This window comes from Frateuria sp., assembly GCF_035695185.1.
Lineage (GTDB): Bacteria > Pseudomonadota > Gammaproteobacteria > Xanthomonadales > Rhodanobacteraceae > Frateuria_A.
On record NZ_DASSES010000217.1, the window covers coordinates 1 to 22,801 of the forward strand.

22 protein-coding genes are annotated in these 22,801 nt (G+C 66.1%); 10 read left to right on the top strand and 12 right to left on the bottom strand.

Translation table 11 applies throughout. The features are described 5' to 3' along the window. Positions 1-265, top strand: a 265-nt coding sequence (locus VFH59_RS17890; protein ID WP_325166283.1) for a hypothetical protein, incomplete at its 5' end; no start/stop codon positions are given. Between the two features lie 547 nt (positions 266-812). Here the strand turns inward: VFH59_RS17890 and VFH59_RS17895 are convergent. Next, complete coding sequence (locus tag VFH59_RS17895) at positions 813-1,310, bottom strand: hypothetical protein (protein ID WP_325166284.1); 498 nt, start codon at positions 1,308-1,310, stop codon at positions 813-815. Positions 1,311-1,452: 142 nt separating this feature from the next. Then, complete coding sequence (locus VFH59_RS17900; RefSeq protein ID WP_209622075.1) at positions 1,453-2,637, bottom strand: DesA family fatty acid desaturase; 1,185 nt, start codon at positions 2,635-2,637, stop codon at positions 1,453-1,455. Between the two features lie 288 nt (positions 2,638-2,925). Here VFH59_RS17900 and nhaA point away from each other — a divergent pair, with 288 nt between their 5' ends. Further along, the gene (gene nhaA, locus VFH59_RS17905) at positions 2,926-4,206 is read left to right on the top strand and encodes a Na+/H+ antiporter NhaA (protein ID WP_325166285.1); all 1,281 of its coding nucleotides are present in this window, start codon (positions 2,926-2,928) and stop codon (positions 4,204-4,206) included. A gap of 181 nt (positions 4,207-4,387) precedes the next feature. Further along, positions 4,388-5,566 carry a sensor histidine kinase gene (locus VFH59_RS17910; protein WP_231350083.1) on the top strand — a complete coding sequence of 393 codons (1,179 nt, stop codon included), beginning with the start codon at positions 4,388-4,390 and terminating at the stop codon, positions 5,564-5,566. 392 nt (positions 5,567-5,958) lie between these two features. On the opposite strand, the gene VFH59_RS17915 is transcribed toward VFH59_RS17910, so the two are convergent. Next, positions 5,959-6,501: a hypothetical protein gene (locus VFH59_RS17915; protein WP_325166286.1), complete on the bottom strand. Its 543-nt coding sequence runs from the start codon at positions 6,499-6,501 to the stop codon at positions 5,959-5,961. Positions 6,502-7,113: 612 nt separating this feature from the next. On the opposite strand from VFH59_RS17915, the gene VFH59_RS17920 reads away from it, so the two are divergent. Both VFH59_RS17920 and VFH59_RS17925 read left to right on the top strand, forming a co-directional pair. Beyond that, the gene (locus VFH59_RS17920) at positions 7,114-8,484 is read left to right on the top strand and encodes an SIR2 family protein (protein WP_325166287.1); all 1,371 of its coding nucleotides are present in this window, start codon (positions 7,114-7,116) and stop codon (positions 8,482-8,484) included. Next, positions 8,481-10,583, top strand: coding sequence for an ATP-binding protein (locus tag VFH59_RS17925; RefSeq protein WP_325166288.1), 2,103 nt, complete (start codon positions 8,481-8,483; stop codon positions 10,581-10,583). The genes VFH59_RS17920 and VFH59_RS17925 overlap by 4 nt, the downstream gene beginning before the upstream one ends. 82 nt (positions 10,584-10,665) lie before the next feature. On the opposite strand, the gene VFH59_RS17930 is transcribed toward VFH59_RS17925, so the two are convergent. Further along, positions 10,666-12,279, bottom strand: coding sequence for an ABC-F family ATP-binding cassette domain-containing protein (locus VFH59_RS17930; protein ID WP_325166289.1), 1,614 nt, complete (start codon positions 12,277-12,279; stop codon positions 10,666-10,668). Between the two features lie 213 nt (positions 12,280-12,492). On the opposite strand from VFH59_RS17930, the gene VFH59_RS17935 reads away from it, so the two are divergent. Continuing rightward, positions 12,493-12,783, top strand: coding sequence for a hypothetical protein (locus VFH59_RS17935; RefSeq protein WP_325166290.1), 291 nt, complete (start codon positions 12,493-12,495; stop codon positions 12,781-12,783). Between the two features lie 86 nt (positions 12,784-12,869). Here the strand turns inward: VFH59_RS17935 and VFH59_RS17940 are convergent, their stop codons facing one another. Then, positions 12,870-13,724 (bottom strand): alpha/beta hydrolase, encoded by an 855-nt coding sequence (locus VFH59_RS17940; RefSeq protein ID WP_325166291.1) that lies wholly within the window; start codon positions 13,722-13,724, stop codon positions 12,870-12,872. Between the two features lie 358 nt (positions 13,725-14,082). Between VFH59_RS17940 and VFH59_RS17945 the strand changes: the two genes are divergently transcribed. Next, a complete protein-coding gene (locus VFH59_RS17945; RefSeq protein WP_325166292.1) occupies positions 14,083-14,712 on the top strand; it encodes a CGNR zinc finger domain-containing protein in 630 nt (209 codons plus the stop codon). A gap of 131 nt (positions 14,713-14,843) precedes the next feature. Here VFH59_RS17945 and VFH59_RS17950 read toward each other — a convergent pair whose 3' ends face one another. The 5 genes from VFH59_RS17950 to VFH59_RS17970 all read right to left on the bottom strand — a co-directional run bounded on the left by VFH59_RS17950 (position 14,844) and on the right by VFH59_RS17970 (position 17,834). Continuing rightward, positions 14,844-15,380: a carboxymuconolactone decarboxylase family protein gene (locus VFH59_RS17950; protein WP_325166293.1), complete on the bottom strand. Its 537-nt coding sequence runs from the start codon at positions 15,378-15,380 to the stop codon at positions 14,844-14,846. A 323-nt stretch (positions 15,381-15,703) separates the two neighbouring features. Continuing rightward, positions 15,704-15,937: a hypothetical protein gene (locus VFH59_RS17955; protein WP_325166294.1), complete on the bottom strand. Its 234-nt coding sequence runs from the start codon at positions 15,935-15,937 to the stop codon at positions 15,704-15,706. A 5-nt stretch (positions 15,938-15,942) separates the two neighbouring features. Then, positions 15,943-16,497, bottom strand: coding sequence for a helix-turn-helix domain-containing protein (locus VFH59_RS17960; RefSeq protein ID WP_325166295.1), 555 nt, complete (start codon positions 16,495-16,497; stop codon positions 15,943-15,945). Positions 16,498-16,597: 100 nt separating this feature from the next. Continuing rightward, the gene (locus VFH59_RS17965; protein ID WP_325166296.1) at positions 16,598-17,419 is read right to left on the bottom strand and encodes an alpha/beta hydrolase; all 822 of its coding nucleotides are present in this window, start codon (positions 17,417-17,419) and stop codon (positions 16,598-16,600) included. A 46-nt stretch (positions 17,420-17,465) separates the two neighbouring features. Continuing rightward, on the bottom strand, positions 17,466-17,834 hold the full coding sequence (locus VFH59_RS17970; protein ID WP_325166297.1) for a nuclear transport factor 2 family protein: 369 nt from the start codon (positions 17,832-17,834) through the stop codon (positions 17,466-17,468). Between the two features lie 147 nt (positions 17,835-17,981). Between VFH59_RS17970 and VFH59_RS17975 the strand changes: the two genes are divergently transcribed. After that, positions 17,982-18,302 carry a hypothetical protein gene (locus VFH59_RS17975; RefSeq protein ID WP_325166298.1) on the top strand — a complete coding sequence of 107 codons (321 nt, stop codon included), beginning with the start codon at positions 17,982-17,984 and terminating at the stop codon, positions 18,300-18,302. On the opposite strand, the gene VFH59_RS17980 is transcribed toward VFH59_RS17975, so the two are convergent. Next, entirely contained in the window at positions 18,299-19,750 is a 1,452-nt protein-coding gene (locus VFH59_RS17980) for a DHA2 family efflux MFS transporter permease subunit (protein ID WP_325166299.1), read from the bottom strand. The two genes, VFH59_RS17975 and VFH59_RS17980, sit on opposite strands and share 4 nt — an antisense overlap. A gap of 132 nt (positions 19,751-19,882) precedes the next feature. Between VFH59_RS17980 and tsaB the strand changes: the two genes are divergently transcribed. Next, positions 19,883-20,578, top strand: a complete 696-nt coding sequence (gene tsaB, locus VFH59_RS17985) for a tRNA (adenosine(37)-N6)-threonylcarbamoyltransferase complex dimerization subunit type 1 TsaB (RefSeq protein ID WP_325166300.1) — start codon at positions 19,883-19,885, stop codon at positions 20,576-20,578. A 181-nt stretch (positions 20,579-20,759) separates the two neighbouring features. Here tsaB and VFH59_RS17990 read toward each other — a convergent pair whose 3' ends face one another. Then, positions 20,760-21,776: a YeiH family protein gene (locus VFH59_RS17990; protein WP_325166302.1), complete on the bottom strand. Its 1,017-nt coding sequence runs from the start codon at positions 21,774-21,776 to the stop codon at positions 20,760-20,762. A 92-nt stretch (positions 21,777-21,868) separates the two neighbouring features. Here VFH59_RS17990 and VFH59_RS17995 point away from each other — a divergent pair, with 92 nt between their 5' ends. After that, positions 21,869-22,744, top strand: coding sequence for a LysR substrate-binding domain-containing protein (locus VFH59_RS17995; protein WP_325166303.1), 876 nt, complete (start codon positions 21,869-21,871; stop codon positions 22,742-22,744). The last annotated feature ends 57 nt before the right edge of the window (positions 22,745-22,801 follow it).

A 22,801-nucleotide genomic window follows, 5' to 3' on the forward strand; every position in this document is an offset into this window, starting at 1 on the left:
GGGTGATCACCTCGAGGCAAGCATCTGGGTCGGCTCAACCGGCCCAGGTCTGCGAGATATCGTCCCTCACGACCTCGTCGATCTCCCTGGGAGGAAGGTCGTGGAGTCCGTCGACGCGGCCATGCCGCATACCGAAGAAGATACCGTTGCGCCGATACGTGGCGGTCCAGGTGACACGATTGGGGCCGGCGTTTTGGTATATGCCGTCGTACGTATAGCCGTTGGCGGTCTTGCCGGATATATCAACCATGAGATCTGCCTGTAGTGGTGTGCTCGTGCATGTCCTTGGCCGAAACGACCAGCGGAGGCGCGGCCAACGCCATCGGTGCCTGGGCAGAGTTGTGGCTAACGTTCGTTTGATGGGGGGCCGAATGAGGTTGCGTCGTCCACGCGATCGAAACCCGTTGCTTCACGGTCAGACTGCAGCGGCTCGGATCGGGGGATCCCCTGCGTGGGCAGGAGGAACGCGCTCGCGGGTTGCTCCCATCGCCGCGCGACCGATCCATGATCCGATGGCAACCAACCACCATATCGCCCAGTGGCGGCATCGACGGTGCCTGGAGCAAAGCTGAGCTTGTGTGGAAAGAAGTACAGCGAATTGATCTGGTTGACGGCATGCATGAGGGTGGCCTTTCGAGTACGAAACCGTTCAACATTAGCGATGGGCGCCCGCAACTGGCCGATGATTTGGTGGTCGCTCGATCGACTTCGGCGCCAGGGTTAGTCGCCCTCGTTGCGATTAGGCGGCGACACCAGGGAACACTAGATCGACCGACCATGCCCAAGGGTCGGGCACGCATCGACGGCCACCTCTATTCGACGGTCTGGCCGAGGTGCCGCAAGAGGGCGATCTGCCGTTGGCGGGCTCTGACCTTTGCCGTTGCATCGCCATCATCAAGTCCGCCATTGCGGACACGCTCGCGGTGCTGCTGTTCCTGTCCAAGCTGGCGCTGGGCACTGAGAAGGCGGGTGGCGATGAGCATGGCGCGTCCTCTCCGTTCACCCCGTTGCCATGCGAGCTGCTCATGACGGCCGTTTTTCGAGGACACGAGGGATGAGCAAAACGCCCCGAAATAGGTTGGCTTGGACATGGCCGCGACCGCAGGAGGGCTGAACTCGGGCGAGTGGCTGCCCGGCGCTCGCGTGCAGGCGCGGCGTTGATCCACCGCAAGCATCATCCGGTGACGTCGGCTTGTCCGGTGACGATCTTCTCGGGCCGGCGGCGCCAGGCCCGCCTTCCGAAAGAGTCTCAAAAGAAACGCGACCAGCGAGCCATGCGCGCCAGGTAACGGAAATTGATAGCTTTGCATGATGCGGCCCTCTGGCCGCGGCGCACACAGGGCGCCAGGACACCTACCATGCTCCTTGCGAGGTTACGTTTTGGTCGAGGCGGGCCGCGTCGGCGAGACGTCGTGCGTCGCGGACAAGGCGCAAGCTGGCCCTTGTGCGCGTTTACCCTTGCTCCACCACGCGGCAGCCCTTCAATTGCGCGGCGAAATCGACCAGGACACGGATGCCGCTGGCCTCCGCGTCGGCGCACCATCGCCTCAGTTCCTCCGCAAGCGTTGACATGTCCCTTCGGTTGCGCGCAGTGAGGTCGACCAGCCGGTCGCGGAAGTCACACACGTCGGACAGATAGCGTCGCGTACGCACCACGGCGGCAAGCTCGGAGCGGGTGGCAGGATCCAGCCAGCGCCCGCCGCTGGCCAAGGCCCGCCGCAGACGCCGCAGGTGTCGTCTACCAACAGGCCGCTGCGCGAGGACCGGTGCGATCACTCCGGAAGCGTAGTCGTGCAGGATCCGCGCGTGTTGCAGCAGCAGCGCGCGCAGGGTTTCTTCGTCCGGCTCCTGGATGTGGGCACGGTAGCCGAGTCCAGACGCAACCCGTCGCACCTTCGCCAGCCCCAAGCGCTGCAACAGGCAAATGACCAACCATCCGCCGTCGAGCTCGAAGCGGCGCTGGGAAAACCTGGCCGACGCAGGGAACGCGTGGTGGTTGTTGTGCAGTTCCTCGCCGCCGATCAGCAGGCCCCACGGCACCAGATTGGCGGACGTATCGGGCGTTTCGAAATTGCGGTAGCCCAACCAATGACCGAGGCCGTTGATCACGCCGGCGGCCCAGAAAGGTATCCAGGCCATCTGCAATGCCCACAGTGCCAGGCCGACCACGCCGAACAGGACGATGCTGATCGCCGCCAGGAGCGTCGGTCCCAGCCACGACCATCGTTCGTAAAGGTGGCGTTCGATCCAATCCTTGGGCGTACCCACCCCGTAAGTCGCCAAGTCGACCTCGTTGCCAGCCGCGGCCTTGTACAAGTCGACCCCGCGCCACAGGACGGTGCGAATGCCGTGGACCTGCGGGCTATGCGGGTCCTCGGCCGTCTCGCAGCGGGCGTGATGCTTGCGGTGCACGGCAACCCACTGCCGCGTCACCATGCCGGTGGACAACCAGCACCAGGCGCGGAAAAGATGCGCGACGGCGGAATGGAACTGCACGCCGCGATGTGCCTGGCTGCGGTGCAGATAGAGAGTCACCGCGACGATGGTTCCCTGCGTGGTGGCAAGGAAGTAGAGGATCCAGGCACCCCATGACGCGCCTGTCAGTCCGCGTGCTGCGAAGGAAAGAAGATCCGGCATCGTGGATAACCCTGCAGGAAACGATTTCTATGTAGCGCGTGATAGCGAAGGCTGAAGCCAAGGGCGCGTGAAGTCACTTTTTCTTTGGCGTCACCTTGTTGGCGTCACCTTGAGGGTTGGAACATGGCGGGCGGATGCGAGCCCACCGACGCTGCGGTTGGGCGGACCCCTGCGCTCGGGTGACAGCCGATGGGAGCCAGGCATGTGAACGAGAAGCACCAGCTGACGGTACCGACCCGGTTGCCGAGGGAATGGATCGACTCGTTGAGTCGCCCGTTCTCGCGCTTCATGCGCATCGAGGCCGCCGCCGGCGCGATGTTGCTGCTCGCCACCATCGCCGCCCTGGTGCTGTCCAACTCGCCCGCGGCGGAGCACGTCGAGGGGTTCTGGGCAACGCCGATGGGCCTGCGATGGGGTGCCATCGAACTGATCCGCCCGCTCCGTGGCTGGATCAACGACGCGCTGATGACCCTGTTCTTCTTCCTCGTGGCACTGGAGCTGAAACGCGAGCTGGTGCTTGGCGAGCTGCGCAAACCTCGCGTGGCGGCCTTGTCGATCGCCGGCGCATTGGGCGGCATGCTGGTACCTGCCGGTCTCTACCTGCTGCTGCAATCGGGCCGTCCCGGGGCAGCAGGCTGGGGTACCGTCATGGCGACGGACACCGCGTTCGTGAGCGGTTGCCTGGCGTTGCTCGGCGAGCGCATCCCCAAGCGGTTGCGTGTCTTCATGCTCTCGCTCGCGATCGTCGACGACATCGGCGCGGTGCTGGTGGTCGCGATCGGCTACAGCCATGCGATCGCCTGGCTACCGCTTGCGCTGGCCGCGCTTGGCCTGGTGGTGATACGCGCGCTGGCGTGGGCGGGGTTGCGCAGCCTTCCGTTCTACTTCACGGTCGGCGCCATGGTCTGGATCGCCGTGGACGCCTCTGGCGTGCACGCGACGGTCGCCGGCGTCATCCTCGGCCTCATGACCCCGGCCCGCCCGTGGGTCAGTGCCGATCGCCTGTACGCCATATTGCGTCAAGTGGTTGCCCACCCCGCCGCCGAGCGCGGCAGCGGCGCGACCCGCGACCGGGAGACCTTACAGGTGGCCGAGATCGCCGCACGCGAGACGCTCTCCCCCGTCGAGCGGCTCGAGCTTGGCCTGCACCCGTGGGTAGCGTTCCTGATCATGCCGCTTTTTGCCTTCGCCAACGCCGGACTGTCACTCTCGTCGGAGCATCTCGGTGGGCCGATTGCCTGGGCCGTGTTCGTCGGCTTTGCCGTGGGCAAGCCGATGGGGGTGTTCGCATTCAGCTGGCTGGCCGTGCGATTGGGTATCGCCACGCGTCCCCCGGATCTTGACTGGCGCATGCTCGCCGGTGGTGGCCTGCTAGCGGGGATCGGGTTCACGATGGCGATGTTCATCGCCAACCTGGCCTTCAAGGAGAGCGAGCTTGCCAGTGCCAAGCTGGGAATATTTCTCGCATCGGGCTGCTCCGGACTCGCGGGCCTGGTGCTGCTGTGGACAATCCAAGGACGTCGCCGGCAAAGGCCAACCCGGCGCGGAGTCGAGCTCATGATCCCGTGATCCAAGAGGGTGCAGGCCGGCCTGTCCCGGCCACTCGCGCCTGTTCCATAGGAAAAGCACAACCGGTCGGCGTGAATTGCGCGCTGTCGATCCGACGCTGCTTCGCGCCGCACCGCGGCGTAAGCTACCTGTTGCCCGCCCCTTCGCCAGCGTCGTCAGGCAGAGGGCCGGACAGGATGGCATGAGCCGCTCGCCGGCCCGTATCCCAACGCTGCGAGGGCATACCGTGAAACTGTCGACCTTCATCCGGTGCCACATCGAGGCCATCCTCGCGCAGTGGGATACCTTCGCGCGGGACAACAGCCCCCAGCCGCACCTGCTTTCCCACGAGGAACTGCGGGACCATGCGCGGGAGATGCTGATGGAAATCGCTGCCGACATGGAGGCCAGGCAAACGGACCGCGAGCAACAGCGCAAGTCCGAGGGGCATGGGGCATCGGGCCATGAGGGGCGCGCGGCAACTGAACACGGAAAAGGCCGACAGCTGCATAAGTACACCCTGTTGCAGGTGAGCGCGGAGTTCCGTTCGCTAAGGGCCACCGTGCTGCGGCTGTGGGAACCCTATCTCGAACATGCCGATGCCGACGCACTGCACGAGGTCATCCGTTTCAACGAGGGCATCGACCAGGCGTTGGCCGAATCGATCATCGGGTGGGCCAGGCACACGGGTGAAACGCGGGACCTGTTCCTGGCCGTGCTCGGCCACGACCTGCGCTCTCCACTGGCCAGCATCGCCCTGGCCGGCGACATGCTTGCGGGACCGGCACTGCCGCCTGAACGCCTCGCCAAGGTGGCGTTCACCGTGACCCGTGCCACCCGGATCATGTCGGACATGATCAACGACCTGATGGGTTTTGCCAGCACCCAGCTCGGCGGAGACATACCCCAGCATCCAGTGCCGTGCGATCTGCTGGCACCGCTCAACGACGCCATCGCCGATGCGACCGCCACCTATCCGGGCGCCCGCTTCCAGTTGCACGCGCCCGCTACGTTGATTGGCCGCTACGATCGGGGGCGCCTGTACCAGATGTTCCTAAACCTGCTGGTCAACGCGGCGCGCCATGGCGCGGAGGGCTGTCCGGTTCTCGTCGAGGCCGGCACGCGATCCACCGACCATGTGGTGAGCGTCACCAACAAGGGCGAACCGATACCCCCGCAGGCACTGGAGTCGATCTTCCAGCCGCTGGTGCAACTGACGGAGGAAGACCACGTCACTCGTCCACCCACCAGCCTGGGCCTGGGCCTGTTCATTGCCCGCAAGATTGCCGAAGGGCACGGCGGTGGCATCCAGGTGGCGTCGAACCAGTCCGATGGCACCCGGTTCACCGTCACGCTGCCGACCAAGGAATCGGATGCATGACCTGTCTACCGCGCCTTCGCCGAATGGACTGACAGGGACGGCGGTCGGTTGACCATCCGGGCAATTCCAGCTGTTGCTCGACCTTCATCGGGACACCATAAACCGGTGCCGAGTAAGGGCGTCGAGCCTTGTAGAGGCGCTCAATCGAAGACGTTGATCTTGGGTCCGGCACGGCAAAATGGGTTGCGGTCTTTTTGGGTGTCCATCCTGAGTTTGGCGTCTCCTGCTTGAGCCGGGCAAAGTCAGGCCGGCTCGCCCTTCATCCATCCTGGCCCAGGGAGGCGTGCTCAGGTCGAAAGGGGGTGCGTGCGCCGAGGTGGACATCCTTGCTACCGGGTGTCGGTGACATAGGCCGAGCGCGAGATCGTGATGCCTCTGAGGCGACTTCGCGCTCAAGTCCCCGATTTGGCCCGTGCGTAACGGAGGGCGTCGCTCAGATTGTCGTAGCGGTATTCGCCGTAGCAGAACTTCGCGGAGTCGACTCGGGTTATGCCCAAGATGTCCATCTCTTTTTGTTCCGCAGCCGAGACCGCTTGTCCGGCTCGTGCATGGATGCGTTCTGCGTGCCCGTCCCGACCGCTCAATTGACTCAGCAACGTGCGGTACAAGTCAACGGCCTGATGGGCTATTGCCGCGTTGGTGGCGGAAGGAAGCGTAGAGCCACGAGCGATCAGTGCCGCCGCTAGCGTAGCCGCGGTGTGTTTGTCGGATGGATCCCCGTCATCGTTTTTGCGGCACCATTCGTTAGCCATTTGCATTCCACCATGGGTATTCGATGCATCATCGATGTGTTTTTTTGTCGGCACTTCGATCTGCGGTTGCGTAGCTGATTCCGGTCCGCCGGCATCGGTCGGCCCTCGTTTTCGGCAACCGATGACCACGTTACTGACCACGCCATTCGCAAGTCGGAGGGAGGGCGAGAAAGCGAACAGCACGAAGGGGTAAATGGACGGTGCGCGGTCGCATGTGACCACTTCGTGACCCCGCAAGGCTGCGTTTACTACAGCAGCCTGGACTGCCTGAGGCGGTCCTGCGGATTGCACCCGGCAGAGCTTGAGAGCAGGCCCAGCTGCAGTTCGGTCACAGGGCGCCGTCAAGCCGCCGCGACGTCGAGCGCCTGTTCGAGCCGCAGCGCCGCGAGGTGTGCGGAACCGATCGGCAAGCCCCGTGGGGCGATGGTCGTCGATCGCCGTCATTCGGGTGTCGATGCTAGATATCGTCGAAACTGGCAGACGACCCGGCGTCGTTCAACTGGTAACGCCTTACAGTGCGGCTCAGAAATCCTGCCGGCACTTAAGCCGTTGGTGGGGAGCTGACGTCCGCTTCCGGCCAGAAGCGGACATGGCCGCAAGCAGTCGCGAGACAGCCTTCCCTCTGCGCTTGGCACGACCACTTTTCCTCAGCTTGCGAATCCCGCGCTCGTGGGTCAGGCAGCATCAGGAAAGAAAATTATCGAAGTGTCCGGTTGAAAACCCGCCGATGAGTAGAATCGCGAGCAGGGCTTTCTACAAAGCACTAGGCGACTTTGCGGCCACGGGGAGGAAGTGATGTCTAAAGACGACGATCCGAAGTACAACAACATTCTTAAGGTCAGAGACGACCATCTTCCAATAGCGTTCGCAGTGTCCGAGCCGGGCAAGTTCCGGTTCAAGGAAGGCACGGAGATCTCCTGGCTGTCAGGGGAAGAATTCAGTCTCAAGGAACTGCGCAGCCGCATTGAGCCTTGGCTGACGTCGCTATTTCAGTCAGAACATCTCTCGTTTCTCGCAGGTTCCGGCCTAACCCACGCCGTGCACTACCTCGCGGCAGACAAAGCCGCCGCCGGCATGGGCGCTGTCGCGCTTTCATGCCATGAAGCCGAGATCAACAAGGCAGCGGCGGAAACCGCCGAGGCCGCGGGCCGCAGCCAAGGCAATTTCGAGGACCAGCTTCGCAGTGCGAACGAACTGCTGCGCGGACTCGAGATATTGGGAAACAAGGATGCCGACACGCTACGCACAGATCTGAAAACGATCCTGACGCAGTTCTCGGCTTCCATCCTTGCCTGCGAGTGGGGCATCGCCACGGCGGATGAGTCTAAGCGCGAACTGGCGTTCAACACGCTCGTCACGTTCCTGATGAGCTTCGCCAGCCGGACGGGAACACGCGATCGACTGAGCATCTTCACGACCAACTACGACCGCCTGATCGAAGCAGGCGCCGAACTGGCGGGGTTGCACCTATTGGACCGTTTCGTCGGTAGCCTGATGCCGATTTTCCGCTCTTCCCGTCTCGACCTCGATATGCACTACAACCCACCGGGAATCCGCGGCGAGCCGCGCTACCTGGAAGGCGTCGCGCGCTTTACCAAGTTGCACGGATCGGTCGACTGGGTGCACGCCGGCAACGACATCCGGCGCATCGGGCTTCCTTTCGGCGCAGCCAAGGTGGATGCCTACCTGGGCACGCCTGGAATGAAGGACGTCGACGCCAACCGACTCATGATCTATCCGAACTCCGCCAAGGACCGGGAGGCATCCGACTACCCCTACGTGGAGTTGTTCCGGGATCTGGCCGCGGCGGTCTGCCGCCCAAATAGCACATTGGTGACCTACGGCTATAGTTTCGGAGACGAGCATATCAATCGCGTGATACGCGACATGCTCACCATTCCATCCACTCACCTGGTGGTGATGTCCTACGACGATCCGCTGGGTCGGATCATGAAGTCGTATCAGGAGTTCGGACGCCCGTCCCAGATCAGTCTCCTGATTGGGCCCGCACTGTCGGACATCCGCACGCTGACCGAGAACTTCCTGCCCAAAGCGGCGATCGATAGGACTACCTTCCGCATGAGCGAACTGCTGAAGCAGCGTTTCGGCACCTCCATATCGGACAAGAGGGCGACTGAACACGCGACTGATGGGGACGCGGCATGAGCACGATGTCCCCTTTGGCGTATGCCGACTCCTTGCGTATCGGTAGCATTGACTTCGTCTCTCCCGACGAAATAAAGGTGCTGCTCGATATCGAGGCGCCGGACGCGATTGCGCTGAACACCGGCGTTCCGCGGCCCTTCCCGCGCATCAACGGCTACGTGCTCATTCCTAGCGACGACGGTTACCTGGTGGCGCAGGCCGAGTGGATCACCGTCGAGCGTTCGCAGTTTCCAAAGCGCAAGGGCATGCAGGATTTCGGGCTGATCGACATGCCCTATCCGCTGCGCAAGATGAGCCTCAATCCGCTGGGCTGCCTCAAGTACGAGAGCCAGAAGGGCAAGGAGACCTATAGTTTCCAACGCGGAGTCGGAGCCTATCCAACCGTCGGCGACCCGGTGCTGTTGCCCACGCAGGCTCAGCTGCGCGCCATCGTCGAGTCCGGCGAGAACCGTAGGGTCAAGATCGGCGTCAGCCCGTTGGCGGCCAATGCCGAGGTGCGCATCGATCCGGACCGGCTGTTCGGGCGCCACTTGGCAGTGCTCGGCAACACCGGCAGTGGCAAGTCGTGCACAGTGGCCGGCTTGATCCGCTGGTCGATGGAGGCCGCACGCAAGGCCTCCGCTGCGGATCGCGATCCGAATGCCCGCTTCATCATCCTCGATCCGAATGGAGAGTACGCCAACACCTTCCGCGACATGGACAAGGTGCGTGTTTTCGCGGTCGATCCAGGCGAGGACAGCGACATCGGCCAGTTGCAGGTGCCTCTGTGGTTCTGGAACAGCGCCGAATGGAGCGCCTTTACTCAGGCCAGCGCCCGAGCGCAGCGCCCCACACTGATTCAGGCGCTTCGCTCGGTTCGGGACGGTGGTGGTGAGTCTCCAACGACGCCTAGTTATGCAATGCGTAGGTATCTACGCACGCTGGTCGGCATCATTCAAATTGATAGAACTACGGGCTATCCGTGGAAGGGTCCCGGACAAGCCAAGGGCTTTCTAGAGAAGCTTCAGAAATGGTCTACCGGGTTGGAAAGCGACGCTTCGTTTTCGACCGCAGAGGAAGCCGCACTGACGAGTTTGCGAGCCCACTTTGATGCCCTCCGCGGCGCACATACTGGTCAATGGCCCGCGTTGTTCGACAAAGTCGAGATCGACACGTTAATCCAGGTGGTTAGCCAGTCGCACTCGGCATTTGGCGGCAGCGATACCGATGTACTGCCGATCGACGCGGATGTTCCTCGAGAGTTCACCGGAGACCAATTGCTTCGCAGCGTAGAGGCAAATGCTGAACTACTGAATGTATCGGAGTACGTCGAGACGATGCTGATGCGGATCCGGACGATCCTGTCGGATAGCCGCATGAAGTCCGTGACGTCCAACACCGATGGTGTGACGCTGGACGGATGGCTCACCAGCTACATCGGAGACAACAAGGCGTCCAATGGCTCGATCACCATCATCGACCTTTCCTTAGTGCCCGCCGAAGTCGTGCATGTCATCACTGCGGTGATCGCACGTATGACGTTGGAGGCGCTGCAGCGCTACCGCAAGCTGAACAAAGGAAAGACCTTGCCAACCGTCTTGGTGATGGAAGAAGCCCATACTTTCGTCAAGCGCTACCGGGATGATTCCGAGGATCAGAACGCCACCGCCATCTGTTGCCAGGTATTCGAGAAGATCGCGCGCGAGGGCAGGAAGTTCGGCTTGGGCCTGGTGTTGTCGTCGCAACGGCCCAGCGAGCTTTCACCTACCGTCCTCTCGCAGTGCAACACCTACCTCCTTCACCGAATCAGCAACGACCGCGATCAGGAACTGGTCCACAAACTTGTGCCCGACAATCTTCGGGGGCTTCTGCGCGATCTGCCATCCCTGCCTTCGCGCCATGCCATTTTGCTGGGTTGGGCGTCAGAGCTGCCCGTTTTGGTGCAGATGAACGCATTGCCTGAAGCGCAGCGCCCCAAGTCGGACGATCCGGACTTTTGGGCGGTCTGGTCGGGCAATGGCGTGGACGACGCCGGTAACGCGGTGAGCGTTGAGCGTGATGTCGACTGGCCGGCAATCGCCAATGATTGGCAGCAAATTACCGACCCAGACCCCACCTGACCCCGTGTCCGCTTTGGGTCGAGAGCAGACGCCCGCCCTACCCCCGATAACGCGCCCTGATCGGTTGCGTCTCCTGCCTGAGCTACCACGGCAGCAGGCGGATTCCGTCCCCTTCGACCTCAAGCCGGTAATCGAGCGCGACGCGGTCGAGGAAGACTCGATCATGCGACGCCACGACCAAGGCGCCGCGATAGTGCAGCAACACTTGCTCCAGGGCTTCAAGCGATTGCAGGTCGAGATGATTGGTCGGCTCGTCCAGCACCAGCAGTTCTGCGGGCGCCTCGCCATACAACGCGCATGCCAGCGCCGCCTTGAGTCGTTCACCGCCACTCAGGCGGGAGACGGCCTTGAGCGCGGAATCACCGGGCAGTGCCAACTGCGCGAGCCGGGTGCGCATTGCGGCCTCGGTGGCGGAAGGGTTGGCCGCAAGCAAGTGCTGCAGGGGGGACTGCCCCGGATCGAGCATCTCCAGCTGCTGGTCCAGGAAGGCGACCGGTACGTGCACCTCGCACTGCCCCGACGCTGGCGCGAGCCGGCCGGCGGCCACCTTGAGCAAAGTGGATTTGCCGCTGCCGTTGGACCCCGTCACGCCGATGCGCTGGCAGCCTCCGATGGTCAGGTCGAGCGGCCCTGGGCCCCCCGCGCCAAATGGAAGGCGCACTTGGTCAAGCGTGGCGGCCTTGCGCCGAGGCGCGCCGGAGACCGCGGGCGCCAGCAAGGCAATACCGGCATCGTCCGCCACCTGCAGGGCCGCGTTACGTACGTTTCGCGCCAGTTCCTCCCTGCGCATGTCCTGCTCGCGTTGCCGCTTGCCGGTACTGACCTGGCTTTGCTGCTTGCGCCGGCCCAGCAGGATGGCGGCCTGGTTGGCATCGCGGCCGGCGCGCGTGGCGCGCGACTGGCGGCGCCCCTGGTTCTCCAGCGTCTGGCGGATGGCAGCTTCGCCGCGTCGCTGTTCGGCCTTGCGATGCCCCAGCTCCTGTCTGGCGCGGTCTTGTTCCTCCATCTTCGAATGCGCGTAGAAGTCGTAGCCGCCGCCGTAGTCGCGCAGACCGGTGGCCGAGAGTTCCAAGATGCGCTGCATCGGCTGCAGCAGTTCGCGGTCGTGGCTGATCACCAGCAAGCCCTTGGGCCACGCGCGCAGGCGCTCCAGCAGTGCCTCGCGACAGGAGCGGTCGAGGTGGTTGGTAGGCTCGTCGAGCACCAGCATGTCCGGCTCTGCCAACCATGCCCCCGCCAGCGCGATCCGCGTCAACTCGCCGCCACTGAGTCCGGCGGCCGGGCGATCCGGGGCGAGGTGCCCGAGGCCGTGCGCATCCAGCCACGCGGGCAGTCGCTGGCGGATGTCCCAGCGGTCTCCGACCGTCTCGAAGTCGTGTGCGCGCACTTCGCCTGCTTCGATGCGGTTGAGTGCATCGAGAATAGGCTGCACGCCTGCGATGGACGCCACCGTCGCGCCTGCCGGACAGGCCACCTGTTGAGCGACATAAGCGATGCGACCCGTGCGCAGACATCGCCCCTGGGTCGGCTCGAGCTCGCCGGCGAGCACACGCCCGAGCACACTCTTACCCGCGCCATTGCGCCCGACCAGGCCGGTGTGGCAACGGTCGAGCTGGATGTCGATATGCGAGAAAACGCGCTGGCCATCGGGCCACGCGAACGCCGCGTCTTGCAGCGTCAGGAAAACTTCCGTCATGGGATCTCCAGGGTGCCGTGTGTCGGTCCATCTGGTGGGATGGAGGGGGACAGGCCGTCGGGAAGACGGCGGCATCACTGGCGCATCGGACGGTTCCTCGGAGTTTTGCGGGAGCGGGGCCGGGACTATAGCCATCGCGCTGCCGGGTGACAAACCGGCCTCGCTGCCGAGGGCGCAATCTCGCCCCAGGTTCCGGCGAACAGCCGCAAGTCGGTGCGCCAGAACCGCCTGTCGTTCCCGACACCCGGGGCGAGGTCGGTGTGGCCTTCGGCCTGCGCTTCGAGCTGCCGGACTACCAGAGTCGAGGTCTACAAGACCCTGAAGAACGACCTGCCGGCCTTCAACGACGACCCCAGCTGGACCTTGCCGATGCCGGGTCGCTTCGTGATCGGGCAGGACGGCAGCATCCTCTACGCCGAGGTCAATCCCGACTACAGCCGCCGTCCCGACCCCGAGGAGGTGCTGCCGGTGCTTCGCCAGGCGGCGCAGAGCCGCGCGGCCTGAATAGAGCCCATTGGCTGACCGGGCCCGAGGCCGCACTCGATGCGCTTTTCATCGAAGCGGCCTCGGGTCAACACCCTATCGGTCGTTCAGTGGGCGAAGAAGCCGCGAATGGCGTCAGCGATCTCGCCCGCGTGGGTCTCCAACGCGAAATGCCCGGTGTCGAGGAAACTCACGCGTGCTTCGGGGATGTCGCGTTTGAACGCTTCGGCACCCGGGGGAAGGAAGAACGGATCGTTCTTGCCCCAGATCGCCAGGAGGCGCGGCTGATGCTCGCGGAAGTACGTCTGGAAGGCGGGGTACAGGGCGACGTTGCTCTTGTAGTCGAGGAACAGGTCCAGCTGGACCTCGTCCATGCCGGGGCGGGCAAGGTAGTAGTTGTCCAGCGCGATGCCATCGGGCGATACCCGCGACTCGTCGGCGACACCATGCGTGTACTGCCAGCGGGTCGTGTCCGGCGCGAGCAGTTTGCGCAGCGCCTCGCGGTTGTCCTGCGACGGGTCTTCCCAATAGGCGCGGATCGGGTTCCAGCCTTCGCTCAGGCCTTCCACATAGGCGTTGCCGTTCTGCGAGACGATGCCGGTGATGCGATCAGGGTGCTTCGCGGCCAGGCGGAAGCCGGTCGGCGCGCCATAGTCGAACACGTAGAGCGCGAAGCGATCGAAACCCACCACCTCGGTGAGGCGGTCGATGACGGCGGCGATGTGGTCGAACGTGTATTCGAACTGTTCCCGCGGAGGCATGTCGGACTGGCCGAAGCCGGGCAGATCGGGCGCGACGATGTGGAAGTGGTTACTGAGCAGCGGGATCAGTTCGCGGAACATGTGGCTGGCGCTCGGGAAGCCATGGAGCAGCAGCAACTTGGGTTTCCCGGCCTGGCCTGCCTCGCGGTAGAAAACCTTCAGGCCGTCGACGTTGGCATGGCGGTATCGAACAGTGGACATGGCAGTTCTCCTTTGCGTGGGAGGCGTTGATTCGGAGGTCTACGTCGAATGGGATCGTGCGGGCGCCGGCGGGGAAGCCAGCGGCGGATGCGCATGGCAGACCCTAAGTAACCGCTCGTATTGCCGTTATCCGGACTGCAGCGGCAGCTAGAGCCTTTCGTCCGTTCGCGCACCGCATACCCTGGCGGACCGCGTTTCCCATTACTGCTGCGAATCCTGACCGGCTGGAGGCGTTCATGGAGCACGCACCAGGCTTGAAGTGGTCGTAACCGCTAACACATGAGTAGTGAGGTTATGCGCGACAAAGTAACTTGTCAACCGCATTTTGTCTGGTTACTTTCCTGGCAGGAGAATTCGCATGACACAGGCGGCACCCGCTTTTTTTCTGGCCGACTCGGTCGCGCTGGACTTCCTCAACTCCGTGGCCACGCCCGTGGACACGCCTGTTGATTGGCTCGATGACGGCGAGGGACTGCTGGGCTGGCTCCGTCAGGCGCGGCTGGTGCCTGACGAGGTGCTCCGCGCGACGCGCGAGCGGGCCATTCCGGGAGAGATCGATCGCCTTGCCGGGCAGGCCAGGGCGCTGCGCGAGTGGTTCCGCGGCTTCGTGCGCGATCACATGGGCCGCCCCCTACGCGAGGCCGATCTCGCTGAACTCGCTCCGCTCAACGAGCTGCTGAAGCGCGACGAAAGTTTTGGCCAGGTCGTCGTGGCGTCCCCCGGCCAATCGTCCGCGTTCGCACTGGCCCGGTTGCGCCGTTGGAACTCACCCGAGGCTCTGCTGCTGCCGATCGCCGAAGCGATCGCCCGGGTGGTTTGCGACGAAGACTTCTCCTACGTGAAAGCCTGCGAGGGGCCCACCTGCACACTGCTCTTTGCCGATCACACGCGAGGCCGCGCCCGTCGCTGGTGCAGCATGGCCCTTTGTGGCAATCGCGCGAAGCAGGCGGCCCACCGGAACCGGCGAAAAGCGCGGCCCGGCGGGTGATCCGGAACGCTGGACGGAGGTGCGTCGCAACCTGATTTTCCGGCGCGGGGCGGCCTCTTGTGCCGACCGTGGAAATGGCTCCGCCCTGACCCGGGAAAAAAGGCGCCACCGGAGTGGCGCCGTCAAGCCGCTCACTGGACCGCCGGGAAATCCAGCTCGGTGTCGTTGATGCGGTTGAACGTGTTGGTGAAGATGACCAGCGCGATGGCCAGGCTGATGTCGACCAGCTGCGCCTCGGTGTAGCCGGCGGCCCTGATCGCGTCGAACTCCGACTCGGCGATGGTGCCGCTGGTCTCGACCAGGAGGCGCACGAAACGCGCCAGCGCGTCGCGCCTGGCATCGCCGGTCGGCTGGCCGGCGCGGAGCTGCTTGAGCGCTTCGGGCTTCAGGCCCGCCATCTTGCCGAGCATGCTGTGCGCGGCCACGCAGTAGTCGCAACCGGTCACCTCGCTGACCAGCAGCTTGATGGTTTCCTGGTCCTGCCGGGTCAGGCCACCGGACGACAGCACCGCTTCGGCCTGCAGTACCGCCTTGAGCGCGGCCGGACCATGTGCGCCGATCGCGGCGAAGGTGTTGGGCACGCTGCCGGCGGCCTTGCGGATCTGGGCATAGACCTCGGCGGTGGCGCCGGTGGCTGACTGGACGGATGGGGTGGCGATACGCGACATGACTGACTCCTCGTTGGGTGGTTGGAACGTGGGAGTCACTTTAGGCGTGCGTGGCGAGACAGTTAATGCTCGATTTTCTCTGAAATATGCCTGATCGTCTCTCGTGGCTCGCGGGTATCTCGTGGGCCGGTAGGTGCAGATCCATTCTCGTGGCCGATCGGCGTTGGCGGCTTCTTGTGCGGTACGGCGCAGTGGAACAGTTCGACTGGTCCGACGTCATTGGCATTTCGATCTCGCTGACGTGAAGTTCCTGCCGGCATCCCTGTGCGAAGCCGAGGGCGAGGGCGGCAGGGGAGAGCGCGTACTGCCCTGATCGATGCGCCTCAGCCGGCCATCGCCCGCAGCCGTTCTGCCGTCGCCGCATCGGCTGGCACGAACGCTTCCAGCGCCAGCTCCGCCAGCGTGATGTCCACCGGCGTGCCGAACACGGTGGTGGTGCTGAGCAGGGAGAGCGCGTGGCCATCGACGTCCAGTTGCAGCGGCACCGCAATCGACGAGGCGGTATCGGCGTCCGGCGTGTCCTCGGCGATGGGCAGTGCCTGCAGCTCGCGCAGCAAGGCGATCAGCTGCGGGTCGTGGCTGGCGTCGATCTGCTGGCGCAGGCGGTGCAGCAGGTGGGCGCGCCACTGGCCCAGGTTGCGGATGCGTGGCGCGAGGCCGGGTGCAGGCTCAGGCGCAGCACGTTGACGGGTGGTTCGAGCAGTTCCGGCGCCACGCCGCCGAGCAGGCGCAGCGTGGCCTGGTTGCTGGCCACCAGCTGCCAGTAGCGGTCCACCGCGAGCGCGGGATAGGGCTCCAGGCCCTCGAGCAGCCGCTCGATGGTGGCGCGGGCGCCGGCGAGCGCCGGGTCGTCCAGCGCGCGCTCGCGGAAGGCCGGGGCGAAGTTGGCGGCGACCAGCAGGGCGTTGCGCTCGCGCAGCGGCACGTCCAGGTATTCGGCCAAGTGCAGGATCATGTCCCGGCTCGGGTTGGCGCGGCCGGATTCGACGAAGCTCAGATGGCGCGTGGAGATCTCCGCGCCGGTGGCGAGGTCGAGCTGCGAGAGGCGGCGGTGGCGGCGCCATTCGCGCAGAAGATCGCCGATGGGGCGCGAGGCGTGGAGGGTCTGGGCGTTCATGCGGGGATGATGCCAAAGGCTCTGCGTGGTGGCTTTCGCGATGTCCGGGAGACACCGCCCGGTTCGCGGCATTTGGAGCGAACGGTACGGGCGTCCCCCCCTAGGCCGCCACCGGTTCGCGCAGGAAGGTGCCGAGATCCCCCACCAACCGGTCGAAGTGCGTGTGGTAAAGCCCATGCGGCGCCCCCGCGTACTCGATGTAGCGGCTGTGCGGCACCAGCGTGGCGATGGCGCGGCCCTGCTGCACCGGCTCGCTGACGTCGCGGTTGCCGTGGATCACCAGCAGGGGCACGTCGATGGTGGCGATCTCGGCGCGCTGGTCCGCGCGCTTGGCGCGGAAGCATTCGACCAGCGCCTGCAGCGAGGCGTCGCGGATGATGGCGATGGTGTGCTCGACGAACTCCGGCGTGGTGCCCGTCTCGGCGGGGAGGAAGAAGCCGTCGGCGTTCTCCGTCAGCCACCGCGGCAGGTCGCCCCGGATGGCGGCGAGTACCGCGTCGGTGGTGGGTTCGTCCATGCTCCAGGGGCCGCGGCTGCCTTCGGCGTAGCTAGGCGCGACGGGCGCCAGGAAGACCGCACGCGCAATGCGTGCGCTGCCGTGGCGGGCGAGGTAGCGCGTGCACTCGCCACTGGCCATCGAGTGGGTGACCACCGTCGCGTCGCGCAGGTCCAGGTGCTCGAGCAGTTCGGCCACGTCGTCGGCCAGGCGATCGAGGTGGTAACCGCGGCCGGGATCATCCGAGCGGCCGTGGCCGCGGCGGTCCAGTGCAACGCAGCGGTAGCCGAGCGCGTTGAAGTGCAACATGTGCCGGTCCCAGGCACGCGAGTCCAGCGCCCAGGAGGCGAGGAAGACGATCGGCTGGCCGTGGCCCCAGTCGCGGTAGAACAGGCGGGTGCCGTCGGTGGTGGTGAAGTGGCTCATGGGGAACTCCTCGAGGTGGGGGCGCCGCCGCTTTCGCGGCGGGCACTCAGGCCGCCATCGGCACCTTGTCCAGGAAGCCGTGCACGCGATGGATCCGGCCCTGGTCCAGCTCGGCCACGTCGAAGCCGATCACCAGCGGCTCGTCGGCGCCTGCGGCCGTGAGATGCCAGTGGAAGCGGACCAGGTCGTGGTGTGCATCGACCTCGCCGGCGAGGGTGAAGACATGCCCCGGAAACATGCCCTGGACGGCTTCGACGGTGGCGTCGATGGCATCCCGGCCGCGCGCCTGCGCCAGCGGATCGGTGTACACGGCGTGTTCGGCGTAGACGTTCTCGATCAGCGCGCGGCGGCGCCGTGGGTCGGCTTCGTTCCAGCTGCGGATGTAGTTGGCGACCAGGTCGCGGGTGGCGTTCATGGCGGTTCTCCATCGGGGGTGTGGAGACAGCTTGCGGCCGCCACCGGAGCCGAGCGATTACCTGGCAGGTAATGGAACGCAGCGGCTTCTCGCCGCCGCGACGCCGCGCGCCCGATGCTGGTCACCCGTGCTGACGGAGCGAAGGCCATGAGCAGACAGCGCAGCCGTGACGAATCCGGGCGAGACGACCTGCCCACGCGCAGAGCCGGCGCCGACCACCCGGCCGACGACCCGGCGCGACCCGGCGAACACGGCGGTGACGTGCGGCGCGAACGCCTGGACACCATCGAATGGGCGGATGATCGCACGCGCTCGCTCGATCCCCAGCGCGGTGGCCTGGACGAAGACCCGATCGACGACCTGCTCGAGGGCGGCGAGACCGACGCGGCCTATCGCGCGGAGGCCAGGCGGGCGACGCCCACGCCCGGTCCCGGGAGCAGTGATGACGACGACGGTGGTGGCAGCTAGGGCGCCGGCGAGGCTTCCACCGCCATCATGGACGGCCGCGGACGCAGCAGCAGCCCGCCGAGCAGCGCGGCGAGCACCGCGAAGCCGGTGCCGGCCAGGAACGCGGCGCGATAGCCCGCGTTGAGCGCGATCGCCTGGGCGAAGCCGGCCTCCAGCGCCGTCCCGGTACGTGCCGCCGCCAGGCTGGCCAGCACCGCCAGGCCCAGCGCGCCGCCCATCATGAAGGCGGTGTTGACCACGCCCGAGGCCAGGCCGGAGTCGCGTGGCTCCACATCGTTCATCGCCGCCAACAGCACCGGGTTGAACGCGATGCCTGCGCCCAGGCCGAGCAGCACCATGCCCGGCAGCACGTCGACCACGAAATGCCCGTCGGCCGGTGCGCGGGCGAACAGCGCGAGCCCGGTGGCCGCCACCAGCAGGCCGCCGGCCAGCGGGCGCCGGATGCCGAAGCGCATCACGATCCGGGCGGACAGGCCCAGCGAGCAGGCGGCCATCACCAGGTTGCCGGGCAAGAAGGCCAGGCCCACTGCCATCGGCCCGTAGCCGAGCACCAGCTGCAGGTACAGCGCGGAGAGGAAGAACCAGGCGAACATCGCACCCGCCCACAGCACGCCGACCACGTTGGCGATCGCCAGGTTGCGCCGGCGGAACAGCTGCAACGGCACCAGCGGTGCGCGCACCCGCGTCTCGATGAAGAGGAACAGCACGAGCAGCGCCGCCGCGCCGGCGAGCATGCCGAGCGTGCGCACCGACAGCCAGCCGGCCTGGTTGCCGTCGACGATCGCGTAGACCGCCAGGACCAGCGCCGTCGTGATGGCGAGCGCGCCGCCGACGTCGAGGTGGCGCATGCCGCTGCTGCCGTGGGCCGCCGGCAGCAGGCGCAGCGAGGCCACGAACACCACCAGGCCGATCGGCAGGTTGACCAGGAACACCCAGTGCCAGCTCAGCGTGCTTACCAGCAAGCCGCCCAGCAGCACGCCCACGCTGCCGCCGCCGGCGCAGACGAAGCCGTACACGCCCATCGCCTTGGCACGCTCGGCCGGCTCGGTGAACAAGTCCATGATCAGCGATAGCGCCACCGCGGTGACGACTGCGCCGCCCAGGCCCTGGATGCCGCGCGCGATCACCAGCCATTCGCGCGAGCCGGCCATGCCGCAGGCCAGCGAGGCGAGGGTGAACAGCGTGAGCCCGAGCAGGAACAGCCTGCGGTGCCCGAACAGGTCGCCCAGCCGCCCGCCCAGCAGCAGGAAGCCGCCGTAGGTCAGCACGTAGGCGTTCACCACCCAGGCCAGGGTGGCCTCGGAGAAGCCGAGGTCGGCGCGGATCGAGGGCAGCGCCACGTTCACGATGGTGGTGTCAAGCACGATCATCAGCACGCCCAGGCACAGCACGGTGAGGGCGAGCCAGCGGCCGTCGCGGGCGGGGGCGGTCGGGGTCGGCGTGTTCAAGCGGGAGCTCCTTGGCGGGATGTGCGGCATGGTAGGGAACGGCGAGCGCTTCATCAGCTGTCATGGCGACGATCCGGGCCCCGCCGGATCGACATCCAGCCTCGCCGGCGGGGGCGTGCGAGAATTCCGCGCATGAACCTGCTAGCCATCGAAACCAGCACCGAAGCCTGTTCCGTCGCCCTGGTGCACGGACAGGAAGTGATCGCCCGCAGCGAACTGGCCCCGCGTCGCCACGCGGAACTGGCGCTGCCGATGGCCGACGCGCTGCTCGCCGAAGCGGGCCTGGGCCGGCACGCGCTGGACGCGATCGCGGTCGGCCGTGGCCCCGGTGCGTTCACGGGCGTGCGGCTGGGCGTGGCGCTGGCGCAGGGCATGGCGCTGGCGCTGGACCGGCCGGTGGTGCCGGTGTCCTCGCTGGCCGCGCTGGCGCTGGAGGCGCCGGAGGACGAGGCGGCGATCCTTGCCGTGATCGACGCGCGCATGGGCGAGGTCTATGTCGCGTGCTATCGCCGCGACGGCAACGGCGGGCTGGTGGCGCTGGACGAGGAGCGTGTCTGCGGGCCCGATGCGCTGGTGGTGCCCCGGGCCGAAGCGTGGAATGTGGTCGGCAGTGGCTGGACCACCTACGCGGACGTGCTGCGCGGCCATCTCACCGGCGAGCTGCGCCAGGCCGAAGGCGATCGTTACCCGCAAGCCCGCCATGTGGCGGAGCTGGCCGTGCGCGAATACCAGGCCGGCCGTGCCGTGCCGCCGGAACAGGCGTTGCCGGTGTACCTGCGCGACAAGGTGGCGCTGACGCTGGCGGAGCAGGGGCGCGCCACACCCTAGCTCCTCCCGGACCCTTCGACTTCGGCCCTGCGGGCCTACGCTCAGGGCGAACGGTTGCGGAGGCGATGGCGTGGGTAACTGGCGTAGGTAAAACTGTAGTGCCCGAAACGGATTGGATGTTTTCCGTTCGCCCTGAGCGTAGCGCAGCGAAGTCGAAGGGCCGCGAGCTACAGAGCCGCGTTCAAAGCTGCCCGATCACCAGCTGCACCAGCAGGCTGCTCACCGCCACCGCGACCCACACGCCGAACCCCAGCAGGATCGGCCGCGGCCCGCTGGCGATCATCCGGCGCAGGTTGGCCGACAGGCCGATCGCGGTCAGCGCGACGATGATCAGGAATTCCGCCGCGGCATGGATCAGCGGCTGCGCTGCCAACGGCACCAGCCCCGCCGTGCGCACCCCCGACGCGACCAGGAACCACAGGATGAACCAGGGAAAGATGCGCTTGAGGCTGAAGTCGGCGGCGCCTTTCTTCTTTTCGCGCAGCGCCACCATCACTGCCAGCGTGATGCACACCGGAATGATCAGCGTGGCGCGGGTCAGCTTGACGATGGTGGCGTAGTCGCCCGCCGCATGGCTGTAGCTGTAGCCGGCCGCCACCACCGAGGAGGTGTCGTTGATCGCGGTGCCCGCCCACAGTCCGAAGCCGAGGTCCGACAGGTGCATCAGGTGTCCCAGCAGCGGGAACAGCAGCACCGCCACCACGTTGAACAGGAAGATGGTGGAGATCGCGAACGCGGTGTCGTGCTCGTCCGGCCTGATGATCGGGGTCACCGCGGCAATCGCCGAACCACCGCAGATCGCCGTGCCCACGCCGATCAGCACCTTGAGCTGGTCGTGCACGCCGAGCAGCCGGCCCAGCCCCCACGCCGCGACGAAGGCCGCACTCATCGTGACCAGCGTGACCGACAGCGATTCCAGGCCGGTCTTCGCCACCTGGTCGAGGCTGAGCCCGAAGCCCAGCGCGATGATCGACCATTGCAGCACCTGCTTGCCGGCGAACTGGATGCCGGGGGTGAAGCGCACGCCGGGCGAGAAGGTGTTGCGCACCACGATGCCGAGCACGATGCCGATCACCGGGCCACCGACCAGCGGCGCCTGCCGTCCCAGCCACAGCGCCACCAGCGCGATGGCGAGTGCAAGGCCCAGGCCCGGCAGGCGGGCGGCGAGGGTGGGGGCGGGCGTGGTGACGGCGCTCATGGACGGCTCGAAGGGGGGAGTGCATCCATTGTCCGCGTGCGCGTTCATCAGGAAAACTTTGCATATCTGATCACTGGTATAAGCTTTGCTGAGTGATCAACATTACGCCCCGCCAGCTCGACGTGTTCGTGCAGACCGCCCTGCACGGCAGCCTGCGTGCCGCCGCCGGGCGCGTGCACCTGACCCAGCCGGCCGCGAGCATGGCGCTGGCGGAACTGGAACGACAGCTCGGCGTGCCGCTGTTCGACCGCGAGCGCGGGCGGCTGCACCTCAACGCGCGCGGGCGCGAACTGCTGCCACGCGCGCAGGAGCTGCTCGAGCGTCACGCGGAACTGGCCCACTTCGGCCAGGGCGATGCGCAGGCACTGGCGGGCGAACTGCGCGTCGGCGCCAGCAACACGGTCGGCAACTACCTGGTGGGCGAGCTGCTGGGCGGCTTCGTGAGCGCGCAGCCGCAGGTGGCAGTCCGCCTGCGCGTGGCGAACACCGACACGATCGCTTCGCAACTGCTCGACCACGCGCTCGACGTCGGTTGCGTGGAGGGGCCGGTGGCGCATCCGCAACTGGAGCTGCGACCCTGGCGCGAGGATCGGCTGCGCGTGTGCGCGGCCCCGGGACATCCGCTGGCGGGCAGGCGGGCGCTCAAGCCGGCGGACTTCGCCGGCGCCCGCTGGGTGCTGCGCGAACCGGGCTCGGCCACCCGTGCGACCACCGAGCGCGTGCTGGCGCAGTTGCCGCCGGGCGAGACGGTGCTGGAACTGGACCAGATCGAGGGCATCAAGCAGGCGGTCGCCGCCGGTCTGGGCATCGCCTGCCTGCCCGAGGTGGCGCTGGCCGATGCACTGGCGACCGGCCGGCTGGTGGCCCTGAAGACGCCATTCCTCGACCTCAGGCGCATGCTTTCTGTGCTGCTGCACCGGCAGAAATACCGCGGGAGCGTGCTGGAGGCATTCCTGCGGACCATCTGAGGCGTGCTTCGCGATCGTCCCCCGCGGTCGCGGGGAACGATCCGCTCGTGGAGCGGC